The following is an 11,708-nucleotide window of genomic DNA, read 5'->3' as shown; positions in this document are numbered from 1 at the left end:
CGTTAGCTGAAATCGTATTCCGGCCAAAGCTCTGGATCGAACCCTTGCAGCATCGGTTGAAGATGCTCTGAAACGTCGCGCCAACCGCCAATGGACTTGGTCGAGATTTTCTTGCGCACTTGGTCGATACTGGCCGTTCTGACCTGTTTGGTGTTCTTTTCCGGGTGCATCATGGTTTCGGACCATTTGATGTCACAGAATTCGGTAACCTGTTGGCTGTACGTCTTGGGGTCGGCGACCAGCTTTTCGTAAGGAACTGTCAGAATTCTGTCGCCAAACACAGCGGTCCAATGCGTCATATAGCGACGGTACAGGTTCGCTGTGTGGGCAATTGCTTCAAGGTTTGAGGCATAGCGCATCCCGCCAGCAGGGAACCTTCTGATCCATTTGGACAGACCAACGTCGCGCGGATCGCGCAGCATGTTGATGACTTTGGCATTGGGGAAGGCCGACAGAAGGAAACCCGCGCGCTGAAAGTTGTGCGGCATCTTATCGACAAACGCGGCGGAGTCGTGGGGGATTGGAGGCATCAACTTGCGGAATTCCCGTGCAAATTCCGCCGCCTCTTTTTCGCCGAACCGTTTACCGGTTTTCAAATGGGCCTGAGACAGGTCGCCGGTAATCGTAAGCTCTCCGCACCCCGCGATTTCGGGGTCAGAACTCAGCATCATTTCCATCAACGTGGTGCCGGAGCGGGGCTGGCCCAGAACGAAAATGGGTTTGGGGGATTCCGAAAGGTCAGCCATGACCGGATCGACCCCAATGGGGAACAGGTCCGTGATCTGCGTCAGCTTTTCTTCTTCTGCCTGGAAATCATACGGGTTTGCTTCATGCTGGACTGCATTGGCCCGCGCAAATTGAGGAAGCGCGGCGCCCACCCCTTCGGTCTTTGAGATCAGCTCGGCCTTGGCGAATTCCAACTCTGAAAGTTCATGCTCATTTGATTTGCGGGCGGCTTCAACCGCTGGCATCAGGTCTGGCGCGGTTTCCGCGTTCGCCATGGTTGAAAGTTGGAACAGCGTCGCCACATGCCCGGGCTCTTCGGTCAGAATCCGCTGCATAATTTCCTTCGACCCCACCTTGTCGCCGCTTTGATGCAGGTTAACGGCCATCTGAAACGCAACATTGTGATTTTCAGGGTCCAGCGCATAAGCCCGGGTAATGTCGCGCGCGCTGTCTTCGACAAACGATATGCGCCCATAGGCCCGTGCACGCGTCGACAAAAGACCGGGGTTATCCGGGTCCGAGGCCAGCTTTCTGGAAGTATAGTCGATGATCAGACGCCAGTTGCTGCCCTTTTGCTGGATTTCGTCGATGACGCGGGTCAGTTCCTTGTTGTTGGGGAACTTCTCAAGCTTTTGTTCAGCAAATTCCAGCGCCTTGGGAATTTGACCGGTTTGCATTAGCGCGTTGGCAAGGTTTTCGACAAATTGCGGATCGTCCGGTTTCATCCGCGAGGCTTCGACGAAATGTGGTATCGACTTTCGATACTGCTTCATCTCGGTCAGGACAAAGCCGGAAATGGCGTGAAAATCCGTGTCTTTTGGGAACTTCTTGAGGCCCAACTGTGCTTTTTTCAATGCTTGCTGCAGCTTGCCTGCGTCCAGGGCCGACAGCGCCTTACTTTTCAGGGAACTTGCTGTTTGATTTTGCATATGACCCCGTGAGAACCTGTGCCTGTAGGAAATACTGTTGATGGTTCATTACCCATGTGCGGACGGTTTGCAATAACTCTTCCCAACGACGCTATGGCGCAGCTTTTTGCAGCTCGGCCTGCTAATACGTTGCCTGCCGTGCCCAACTTTAATGTTTGCCCGACAAATCAGGTGCATGTGGTACGGGCCGGAGAAACCGGCCGCACGCTGGACCCTCTGCGATGGGGGTTTCTGCCGCATTGGTACAAGACGGAAACCGCGGGTCCCTTGCTGATCAACGCGCGGGCAGAAACATTGGCCGAGAAGCCCGCCTTTCGTGCAGCTTGCCGCGAGCGGCGGTGCCTGATCGTGGCCACCGGGTTTTACGAATGGACCAAGACGGACCAGGGTGATCGGCTGCCTTGGTACATTCAACGTAATGATGGCGCGCCCATTGCCTTTGCTGGAGTCTGGCAAGATTGGGGGGGCGAGGGCGCGCGGCAAGGGACCTGCGCAATCGTCACAACCCCTGCCAACAAACACCTGAGCGCGATCCATCACCGAATGCCCCTGATACTTGAGCAAAACAACTGGCCCTTGTGGTTGGGTGAAACTGGAAAAGGGGCCGCGCGATTGATGCAACCGGGGGCCGAAGGTGTTCTTAGTTTTCACCGGGTGGATCCGGTGGTGAATTCCAACCGGGCATCTGGTCCTGACCTTATTGAGCCTGTCGATGCGTGATCGCTGTTCTTTCCAAACCGGGCAGGGCGGGTTAGACCGCTGACATGGTTCTGAAATTTTCCAACCTGCCCGAACTCTATGCGCATGGATTTGACACGGTGATCGACGTGCGCAGCCCTGCGGAATTTGCCGAAGATCATTTGCCCGGTGCAATAAACCTGCCGGTGTTGGACAATGAAGAACGCGCAAGGGTCGGCACGATATACGTTCAGCAAAGCCCCTTTCTGGCGCGAAAGCTGGGCGCGGCATTGGTGTTTCGGAACGCGGCTAATCATATCGAACGCAGCCTGTCCCACCACGTAGGAGGGTGGAAGCCCTTGGTTTATTGCTGGCGCGGCGGGCAGAGGTCAGGGTCCTTCACCTGGATGCTGCAGCAAATCGGCTGGCGAGCCGAAGTTGTCGAGGGCGGTTATCGCACCTATCGCAGGTTGGTGAACCATTACCTGTATGATGACCCGTTGCCCCACCGATTGATTGCGCTGGACGGGTATACGGGTACCGCAAAGACCGAATTGCTGGCCAAGCTCGACGCGTGTGGCGTTCAGGTGCTTGATCTTGAAGGGCTGGCAAATCACCGGGGGTCATTGCTGGGTGAAATGCCCGGAGGACAGCCCAGCCAGAAGGCCTTCGAATCCGCGTTGGCAGCCAGTTTGTGCCTGCTGGATCCCGCCCGTCCGGTGGTGGTGGAAGCGGAGTCTTCGAAAATCGGATCGTTGATCTTGCCTCCAACCATCTGGTCCGCGCTTCGAAACGCGCCCCGTATTCAGATCGCTGCCCCGATTGAGGCACGCTCGGCCTATCTGGTGTCGGCCTATGACGACGTGTTGTCAGATAGTGACCGGTTGCGGGATCGGCTGTCTCCGCTCCGGTTTCACCGGGGCCACGATATTGTGGATGGGTGGTTGTCGTTGATCGACGCAGGCGACAAGAAGGCTCTGACCCGAGCCTTGATGGAGCAGCACTATGACCCGGCTTATGCCAAGCCCAGCCGGGCGCGCAAAGCGCCGGTCATCGCCCATGTCGATGTTCCTAGGTTGGACGACGCGGGATTGGACAGTGCGGCGGCACAGGTCCAACAGGTTTTGGATCAGCTTTGAAGGCGCAGGCCGGGTGTGTCGGTCATTTGGCCAATAAAAACTGCGGGGTATCCCGCCTCACGTAGCGTCGTACAGGTTTGATGAGCGTGATCCGGGGAAACGGCAGCCAATAAGCCCCCGGCGGTTTGCGGGTCGAACAGCAGGTCGATCTTGCCGCCGGAGGGCAATTCGGGCGCCAGCGCGCGATTGTCATTGAACAGCGTGGATCTGACGCCGCCTTCGCTCAGTTCAAGTGCGCCGGTCATGATCGGTATTGCATCGGGATCAAGGGTCGCCCCGCAGCCTGAAGCTTCGCAGATACCCAAAAGATGCCCTGCGAGGCCAAACCCGGTTACGTCCGTCATGGCATGGGCGTCGGCCAGAATGCGCGAAGCTGCATCCTGCGGCTGGACCATCTGTTGAAATGCCTTTGAGACCCACGCTCCGTCCGCCGCGCCAGCCATTTCAGCGGCCATCAGGATACCGCTGCCCAATGGTTTGGTCAGGATCAGGGCATCACCGGGGCGTGCACCGGCAAGCGTGATCGGGTCGCGCTCACACAGGCCGGTCAAGGTGAAGCCGATGGTCAATTCGTCCCCCATGGAACTGTGGCCACCTACAATTTCAGCTCCGGCTGAACGGATAACGTCGTTAGCCGTCGTCATGACCTCGACCATCGTGCGGTGCTGCAAGTCCGGGGACATCCGGGGCAAAATGATTGTGGCCGTTGCAGCTTGCGGTGCAGTTCCCATCGCCCAGATATCACCAAGGGCGTGCACGGCGGCGATCCGAGTCATCAGGACCGGGTCGAGTGTGAAACCGCGAAGGTGATCCGATGTCATGACCTGCCGTGCGTTTCCGGTTAGCAGAAGGGCGGCGTCGTCATTGGGCAACGGCGTCACATCTGCGCGGTCGGGTTTGGGCAGGTTGCGCAGGGCGTCCCGCAACGCGCCCCTCCCGATCTTTGCGCCGCACCCCCCGCACATAGGTTTGTCACCGACCGCGCTTTCCATCCCAGCGGCGTGGTCGCGGGGCAGCGCAGGTTGTGTCATCTGAGGCAGGTTGCGGAATTTGTTCATGAATGTCTGGTCGATGTGGTCCTTCCATTTCCACATCAACGCACCACTGAACGAGGTGCCCAGACGTTCGGCCAGCGCGGACTTTCCGCCCAAAGACACCAGTTTCAGGTAGTCCTTTTGCGGGACATACCGGCGCAGTTTTCCCGCGCCAAGGGCTGCGCGCAAGTTGTTGAACAGAATGGGGGCTTCTCTTACTGCATAGACGCCTGCCTTGGGTCTTGGGCTTTCGGTCAGATGCGCGCAATCCCCGGCGGCAAAGACAGCCGGGTCACTGGATTGAAGGTGCCCGTCGACCTGAATAAAGCCGTCTTTCAAATCCAGCCCTGTCTGCGCGATCCACTCATGGGCGCGGGCACCGGCGGCACCGGTTACAAAGTTCGCCGGAATCTGACGCCCGTCCTCAAGCAGCACATGATCGTTTGCAATCCGCGTGATGGTCGCGCCTTCGATGACTTCAATGCCAAGGCCGGACATCGAGCGCCTTATCGTCGATGCGGCTTTGACCTGCGTTGCGGTCAGGGCTTGGGCATTGTCGATCAACGTGACCTGCGCGGGTCGGTTTCTGGACTTCAGGGCATGGGCCATTGCCATGACCAATTCGACGCCCGCAATACCGCCGCCAATAACGACCACCGCAGCAGGGCCGCTTTGGTCGACAAAATCGCCCCATTTGGCTGCAAATGGCCCCAGCGGTTTGGCTGGGGTCGCGTGTTCGGCGAAGCCCTCAAGTCGTGGCATGTCCGAGGTGATGCCTACGTTGACCGAAGCCACGTCAAACGTGATCGGAGGGCGTCCGGGCACATGCACATGTCGGTCATTCAGGTCGATTCCATCCACGGCCCCTAGAACGATGCGCGCACCTGCGAACCGGGCCAGCTTGACCAGATCGATATTCAGCTCGTGCCTGTCATAATGCCCGGCGACAAACCCCGGCAGCATGCCCGAATACGGTGCAGTCGGGCCGGGGTTGATCACCGTGACCCGAGCGCCCGGCAGCGGGTCCATCCCCCATTTCCGCAGCAGCAGTGCGTGGGTGTGACCGCCGCCAATAAGAACCAGATCGCGGGTCAGGGGCAGCGGAGGTGTATTCATATCGCTAGTTCGCCGTATGGTCCGGTACGTCTTCGACCTGTTCGACGGCGTGGGTGGCCCAAAGCCCGTCCTCGCCCGCGTCTGGCAGGTTCTCGGGTTTTTCATGGCGGTGAATGTGCCACTTTGCAATGAACAGGGCCGTGATCGGGGCTGTCAGGAACAAGAACAGCGTGATCAGCAGCTCATGCAGGGACAGATGATTTTCAATCAAAACCGAATGGATGATTGAAGCCACAAGAACGCCGCCCACCCCCAGAGTGGTCGCTTTGGTCGGCGCGTGAAGGCGCGACATCGGGTCTTTCAGTTTGATCATCCCATAAGAGCCCACGAACCCGAAAATCCCCGAGACGACTAGAAAGAACGCGATCAAAAACTCGAAAATGAATGCCATGCCGCCCTCACTCGATAATATTGCCGCGCAACATGAAACGCGCGTAAGCCACGGTTGAGACGAAGCCCAGCATGGCAATGATCATGGCGGATTCGAAAAAGATCTCGGTCCCCAGGGATAAGCCATACAGGATCAGAAGGGCGATGGTGTTGATCACCATCGTATCCAGCGCCAGCACACGGGTGCCGACGCCGTCTGCTGTGATGATCCGCCAAAGGCACATCATGATGGCGGTTCCGAAGCACGCAAAGGCAAACCAGATGGCGTAGTCGATCATTCGAAAATCTCCTTGAGCCGGCGTTCATAGCGCTGCTTGATTTGATCCCGCACCGCATCGGGGTCGGGGGCGTCCAGGCAATGAACCAAAAGGCAATGACCTTGCGCTGACAGATCGCTGCTGACCGTGCCCGGTGTCATTGTAATGGTGCCGGCCAGAACGGTTATGGCCTCGGGCGTGCGAAGTTCCAGCGGTACGCTGATCCAATTGGGTTGGCGGTCTGCATCGCGTTTGAACAGGATGATCCGGGCGACGGTGACATTGGCCACGACGATATCCCAAAGTACGACCAGAATATACTCTACGACCATGGGCCAATTCCGCAGTTTTGGGCGATCCGGCCAGTAGGGTTGCGTGACGAATGGGATGATGATCCCTAAAATCAGGCCGAAGACCAACGAGTTCAGCGAAGGTTCGTTCGCCAGCAGAACCCACACAACCGTCAAAAGAAACGTCAGATGAGGGTGCGGAAATATCCGGTGCAGGAGTCTTATCATTCTTCGCCTCCCAATACGGCTGAGATATAGTCTTCCGGGGTAAACAACTGCTGGGCCGTGCTGCTGGCGTATTGCAATGCAGGACCAGCGAATAGCGTCAGCATGACAAGGCCAAGAACAAGCGTAAAGACGGCAGTGAAGGCAAGACCGGGTTGCGGTTCTGGCGCCGGAACTGCGTCAACCCCGTCTTCGTTTTCTTGGTCCGCTTCTGGGTTGTGCTGGGCGCCATGACTTTTCCAAAAGATCAGCGACCCGGCCCGCGCCAGCCCGACAATCGTGACGAATGAGCCGATCAGGATTACGGCCCAGATTGCGTTTGCGTCCCGTGCATCCCGCGCGGCGTCCAGAACCAACAATTTGCCGACAAAGCCGGATAGCGGCGGCATCCCTGCCAACGCGATGGCCCCGACAAAGAACAGGGCTGAAATCAACCCGCTCTGCGGCATTGGGCGCGTGGGGGCAATCGCTCCGCCGCGACGTTCCATCACCAGATCAGCCACCAGGAACAGCAGGGCGGTCGCTAGGGTCGAATGGTAGATATAGTACAGCGCGGCGGTCGTGGCGGTTTCCGTGAACAGTGAAATGGCAATCAGCAGCGTTCCCATAGACGCGATGGCGCAAAAGGCCACCATCCGCGCGATATGCTGCGCGCCAAGGATGCCGATCGTGCCCACCGCAAGCGTCACCAGAGCAGCCGGTTGTAGCCATGCGCCTACCAGTCCTTGCGTCGCTTCTACCTCGGGGCCGAAGCCCAGCGTGTACATCCGCAGGATCGAATAGGCCCCGACCTTGGTCATGATGGCAAACAGTGCTGCGACAGGCAGAGGGGCGTTTGCGTAGCTGGCGGGTAGCCAGAAATGCAGAGGCAATACCGCGGCCTTGATACAGAACACCAACAGCAACAGCACCGCACCGACCCGCAGCAGGGCCGTGTCGTCGGCCGGTAGCTCGGCCACGCGTACAGCCATGTCCGCCATGTTTAGCGTACCGGTCACAGCATAAAGCGTTCCCAGTGCGAACAGGAACAGGGTTGATCCCAGCAGGTTATAAGCGACGTATTGCACGCCTGCCTTCAGACGCACCGCCCCGCCGCCATGGGTCATCAGGCCGTAAGAGGCGATCAGCAGAACCTCGAAGAAAACAAACAGGTTGAAGGCGTCGCCAGTCAGGAATGCGCCGCACACACCCATCAATTGAAAGTGGAACAAGGCATGGAAATGTTTGCCCCGGTCGTCCCAGCCCGAGGCGACGGCATACAGCACAATCGGCAGCGCCAGCAGGGCGGTCAGCAGTACCATCATGGCCGACAGGCGGTCCAGAACCAGAACAATACCGAACGGCGCGGGCCAGTCGCCCAGTTCATAAACCTGAATGTCGCCTCCCGCCGCCTGTGCAGTAATCGTCAGGGCAATCCCCAGCAGACCAACAACCCCGGCGACCGAGAAGATGCGTTGCAGGTCCAGATGATACCGCAGGACCATGATAATAAACGGGGCCAAGATCGCAGGAAGGACGACCGGCGCAACGATCCAGTGGTTCATGCGTCTTCTCCCGGCGCATCCACGCTGTCTTGCGCGGTCATGTCGATGTGGTCATCCCTGGACGACAGGTACGCCGACAATGAGATCATGACGATCACCGCCGTCATCCCGAACGAGATCACGATGGCCGTCAGAACCAGCGCCTGTGGCAGCGGATCGGTATAGGGAACGTCTTCGTATTTGTTCAGGACAGCAGGAGCGTTCAGCGCCAGCCGTCCGGTGGCGAACAGGAATACATTCACGGCGTAGGTCAGCAAGGACAGGCCCAGAATAACCGGAAAGGTTCTACGGCGCAGGATCAGGAAAATCCCGGCGGCGGTCATGATGCCAACGGCTGAGGCGACAAGCGCTTCCATCAGGCTTGCTCCTTTTCTTGTTCTTCTTCCGGGGGATTATCCCGCAGCGGGTTGATATCCATCGGGAATTCCTGCGCCATTCCGGGCTGCCAGGCAAACCGTGACAGACTGTCCAAAGCCAGCATGACGGCGCCCAGAACCGCCAGGAAAACGCCTGTGTCGAACAGCATCGCCGTGGCCCATTCGAACTCTTCCAGCGGTGGCCAGTGCAGATAGCCGAAGTCGCTGGTCAGGAAGGGGCGTTCGTTGAACCACGCACCCAGACCCGTTGCGGCTGCGATCAGGACACCCCAGCCGATTGTGCCGTGATAATAGAACCGCTGCCGTTCAATGGCCCAAGTGTATCCGCTGGCCATGTATTGCATCAGGTAGGCGATGGCGACGATCAGTCCGGCGATAAAGCCGCCTCCGGGCTGGTTGTGGCCGCGGAAAAAGATATAGGCCCCCACCATCAACGCAATTGGCATCATCATGCGCGTCACGACCACCATCATGAGAGGGTGTGAATCACCCGATTGCGGCCAGTGCGGTTTGCGTTTCAGCAGATAGCTGCGGACATTCGTCCCCAATACGGATTCTGTCAGCGCAAAGATGATCAGGGCAGCAATCCCCAGCACAATGATTTCACCAAAGGTATCAAAACCCCGGAAGTCGACCAGAATCACGTTGACGACGTTGGTGCCTCCGCCTCCTTTGTACGAGTTGGCAAGGTGGAACTCGGAAATGGTTGGAAACGCAAAGTCACGCAGCATGAGCGCATAGATCAACGCGCCAGTACCCAGCCCTGCGACGACTGAAATAGCCGCGTCCCGCCAGCGCCGCGTTGCGCTGCTGTCCCATGGTGTATCCGTAGGCAGAAAGTTCAGCGACAGCAGCAGAAGGATCATGGTCACCACTTCGACCGAGATCTGCGTCAAGGCCAAATCCGGAGCCGAGAGGTAGTTGAACGCCATTGAAACGATCAGTCCAACGACTCCGATCAGGACCAGCGACAGCAACCGGTTACGGTGGAACCACATAATCGCCAGCGTTGCACCCACCAGACAGATCCAACCGATGAACGGAATGAGTGGCGCAGGCAGGGCTTCGCGTGTCGCGACCCCCAGCGACCCGGTCGAATACGCATAGTATCCCAGTCCGAGCGTGAAGGCGATCAGGATTATGGCGTACCGGCTGATCACACCATTATGCAGCGCGTCTGTGACCCACCTGCTGAACACCGTGAATGCGCCAATGACATAGTCAAAGATCGCTTTGGCCTCGGGGCGGGGAAGGGCGTTCCAAAGCTGCTCGCCCCGGCGGTGAAGGGCCAGCAGGAACAGACCGCCCAGCGTTGCAACAACGGACATGTAAAGCGCAGGCGTAAAGCCGTGCCACAGCTTCAGCGAGTAGTAGGGCAGTTTCTCGCCGCCAATCACTGCGCTGGATACAACGGCGACCAGTGGCCCTACAAGGGCCGCAGAATACAGGCCAATCAGCACAACAAGCACCACAAGGAAAGCCGGGGCCAGCCATAGCCCGACCGGAGGATCATGTGGATGGGCCGGGTAATCGCTCCGCTGTGGGCCAAGAAACACATGGCTGACGAAGCGGAATGAATATGCGGCAGAAAACAGCGCCGCCAGCAAAGCAAGACCCGGCACCAGGTAGTGTGAGTTCAACCAAGTGGTGTGAACGGTTTCTTCCAGCATCATCTCCTTGGACAAGAAGCCGTTCAGGGGCGGTAGCCCTGCCATTGACAGTGCTGCAATCGCTCCGATGGTGAAGGTTATCGGCATAAGCTTTCGCAGACCGCCAAGCCGCTTGATGTCGCGGGTTCCCGTCTCGTGATCGACAATGCCTGCGGTCATGAATAGCGCGGCCTTGAAGGTCGCGTGGTTGATGATGTGGAACACGGCTGCGACGGCTGCGAACTTGGTGCCAAAGCCCAGCAACATCGTCACCAGCCCCAGATGTGACACCGTTGAAAACGCCAGCAGCGCCTTCAGGTCATCTTTGAACAGAGCGATGCAGGCACCGATCAGCATCGTGACCAACCCTGTTGTCGCGACAATATAGAACCACGCATCTGTTCCGGCCAGAACCGGCCACATTCGCGCCATCAGGAAAAGCCCGGCCTTCACCATTGTGGCAGAGTGCAGGTAAGCCGAAACCGGTGTCGGTGCAGCCATCGCATGGGGCAACCAGAAGTGAAACGGGAATTGGGCCGACTTGGTGAAACACCCCAACAGGATCAGGATCAGCGCAGGCAGATAGTGCGGCGACGACTGGATCAGTTCTTTGTTCTGAAGAATGACGCTCAGGTCGTAGGAGCCGACGATATTGCCAAGGATCAGCATCCCCGCGATCATGGCGAGCCCGCCTGACCCCGTTACCGCCAGTGCCATTCTGGCCCCTTGGCGCCCTTCGGGAAGGTGTTTCCAATAGCCGATCAGTAAGAATGAGCTCAGCGATGTAAGTTCCCAGAAAATAAGTAGAAGAAGGATGTTGTCCGACAAAACGATACCGACCATCGCGCCCTGAAACAGCAGCAGGTACGTGTAGAACTGCCCCATCGGATCTTCGCGTGACAGGTAGAACCGGGCGTAGAGAATGATCAGCAGACCGATGCCCAGGATCAGCAGGGCAAACAGAAAACCAAGACCGTCCAGCATGAAATTGGCGTTCAGCCCAAGGCTGGGAATCCAATCAAACCGAGCGGTCACGACATCCCCCCGCATGACCGACGGGATGTGGATGAGCAAACCCATCAAGGCCAGAAACGTGGTCAGCCCCGCGGCGGATGCAGCTGCGTTTCGTCCCGCCCTGATAAGAAGGGCTGGAAACACAGCGCCGAGAAAGGGAAGGGCCGCGATGAGGAATAGGGACAAGTGCGATACTCCGGACTGGGCGGTCAAAATTAGTACTGATTTTGTAAGGAAATATTTCCGACTGTCCAGCTATTGCAAGTTTTGCACTTTGTCCTACCCCTGCATTCAGGGCGAAGTTTTGTGCGGGAAAATGACGCGATCTTGATTGGCGCGT

10 protein-coding genes are annotated in these 11,708 nt (G+C 58.0%); 2 read left to right on the top strand and 8 right to left on the bottom strand.

Features of this window, described 5'->3' with window-relative positions; genetic code table 11:
* Positions 1 to 2: 2 nt before the first annotated feature.
* Positions 3 to 1,655 carry a sulfotransferase gene (locus GOV87_RS03515; RefSeq protein ID WP_171210856.1) on the bottom strand — a complete coding sequence of 551 codons (1,653 nt, stop codon included), beginning with the start codon at positions 1,653 to 1,655 and terminating at the stop codon, positions 3 to 5.
* Between the two features lie 54 nt (positions 1,656 to 1,709).
* Here GOV87_RS03515 and GOV87_RS03510 point away from each other — a divergent pair, with 54 nt between their 5' ends.
* Together GOV87_RS03510 and mnmH are read left to right on the top strand one after the other, a co-directional pair.
* Positions 1,710 to 2,375: an SOS response-associated peptidase gene (locus GOV87_RS03510; protein WP_171210855.1), complete on the top strand. Its 666-nt coding sequence runs from the start codon at positions 1,710 to 1,712 to the stop codon at positions 2,373 to 2,375.
* 44 nt (positions 2,376 to 2,419) lie between these two features.
* Entirely contained in the window at positions 2,420 to 3,472 is a 1,053-nt protein-coding gene (gene mnmH / locus GOV87_RS03505; protein WP_171210854.1) for a tRNA 2-selenouridine(34) synthase MnmH, read from the top strand.
* On the opposite strand, the gene selD is transcribed toward mnmH, so the two are convergent.
* Genes selD through GOV87_RS03470 form a run of 7 tightly spaced genes read right to left on the bottom strand, consistent with a single transcriptional unit; the run spans position 3,463 to position 11,554 of the window.
* The gene (gene selD, locus GOV87_RS03500) at positions 3,463 to 5,622 is read right to left on the bottom strand and encodes a selenide, water dikinase SelD (RefSeq protein ID WP_171210853.1); all 2,160 of its coding nucleotides are present in this window, start codon (positions 5,620 to 5,622) and stop codon (positions 3,463 to 3,465) included. The genes mnmH and selD overlap by 10 nt on opposite strands.
* Before the next feature lie 4 nt (positions 5,623 to 5,626).
* Entirely contained in the window at positions 5,627 to 6,013 is a 387-nt protein-coding gene (locus tag GOV87_RS03495; protein ID WP_171122014.1) for a Na+/H+ antiporter subunit G, read from the bottom strand.
* A 7-nt stretch (positions 6,014 to 6,020) separates the two neighbouring features.
* Entirely contained in the window at positions 6,021 to 6,290 is a 270-nt protein-coding gene (locus tag GOV87_RS03490; protein ID WP_171122015.1) for a K+/H+ antiporter subunit F, read from the bottom strand.
* The gene (locus GOV87_RS03485; RefSeq protein WP_174834509.1) at positions 6,287 to 6,787 is read right to left on the bottom strand and encodes a Na+/H+ antiporter subunit E; all 501 of its coding nucleotides are present in this window, start codon (positions 6,785 to 6,787) and stop codon (positions 6,287 to 6,289) included. Before GOV87_RS03485 ends, GOV87_RS03490 begins: the two co-directional genes overlap by 4 nt.
* Positions 6,784 to 8,328 carry a monovalent cation/H+ antiporter subunit D gene (locus GOV87_RS03480; protein ID WP_171210852.1) on the bottom strand — a complete coding sequence of 515 codons (1,545 nt, stop codon included), beginning with the start codon at positions 8,326 to 8,328 and terminating at the stop codon, positions 6,784 to 6,786. Before GOV87_RS03480 ends, GOV87_RS03485 begins: the two co-directional genes overlap by 4 nt.
* The gene (locus GOV87_RS03475; RefSeq protein ID WP_171122017.1) at positions 8,325 to 8,684 is read right to left on the bottom strand and encodes a Na+/H+ antiporter subunit C; all 360 of its coding nucleotides are present in this window, start codon (positions 8,682 to 8,684) and stop codon (positions 8,325 to 8,327) included. Before GOV87_RS03475 ends, GOV87_RS03480 begins: the two co-directional genes overlap by 4 nt.
* The gene (locus tag GOV87_RS03470; protein WP_171210851.1) at positions 8,684 to 11,554 is read right to left on the bottom strand and encodes a monovalent cation/H+ antiporter subunit A; all 2,871 of its coding nucleotides are present in this window, start codon (positions 11,552 to 11,554) and stop codon (positions 8,684 to 8,686) included. Before GOV87_RS03470 ends, GOV87_RS03475 begins: the two co-directional genes overlap by 1 nt.
* Positions 11,555 to 11,708 lie beyond the last annotated feature (154 nt).

The organism is Ruegeria sp. HKCCA5426 (genome assembly GCF_013034585.1).
GTDB lineage: Bacteria > Pseudomonadota > Alphaproteobacteria > Rhodobacterales > Rhodobacteraceae > Ruegeria.
Note: the sequence above shows the minus strand (reverse complement) of the source record. Positions and strands in the feature narration are given on the sequence as shown.

Coding starts and splice junctions, on each gene's coding strand:
- GOV87_RS03480 (WP_171210852.1), bottom strand. CDS start 8,328: ATGAACCACTGGATCGTTGCGCCGGTCGTCCTTCCTGCGATCTTGGCC.
- GOV87_RS03475 (WP_171122017.1), bottom strand. CDS start 8,684: ATGGAAGCGCTTGTCGCCTCAGCCGTTGGCATCATGACCGCCGCCGGG.
- GOV87_RS03495 (WP_171122014.1), bottom strand. CDS start 6,013: ATGGCATTCATTTTCGAGTTTTTGATCGCGTTCTTTCTAGTCGTCTCG.
- GOV87_RS03485 (WP_174834509.1), bottom strand. CDS start 6,787: ATGATAAGACTCCTGCACCGGATATTTCCGCACCCTCATCTGACGTTT.
- mnmH (WP_171210854.1), top strand. CDS start 2,420: ATGGTTCTGAAATTTTCCAACCTGCCCGAACTCTATGCGCATGGATTT.
- selD (WP_171210853.1), bottom strand. CDS start 5,622: ATGAATACACCTCCGCTGCCCCTGACCCGCGATCTGGTTCTTATTGGC.
- GOV87_RS03490 (WP_171122015.1), bottom strand. CDS start 6,290: ATGATCGACTACGCCATCTGGTTTGCCTTTGCGTGCTTCGGAACCGCC.
- GOV87_RS03515 (WP_171210856.1), bottom strand. CDS start 1,655: ATGCAAAATCAAACAGCAAGTTCCCTGAAAAGTAAGGCGCTGTCGGCC.
- GOV87_RS03510 (WP_171210855.1), top strand. CDS start 1,710: ATGTGCGGACGGTTTGCAATAACTCTTCCCAACGACGCTATGGCGCAG.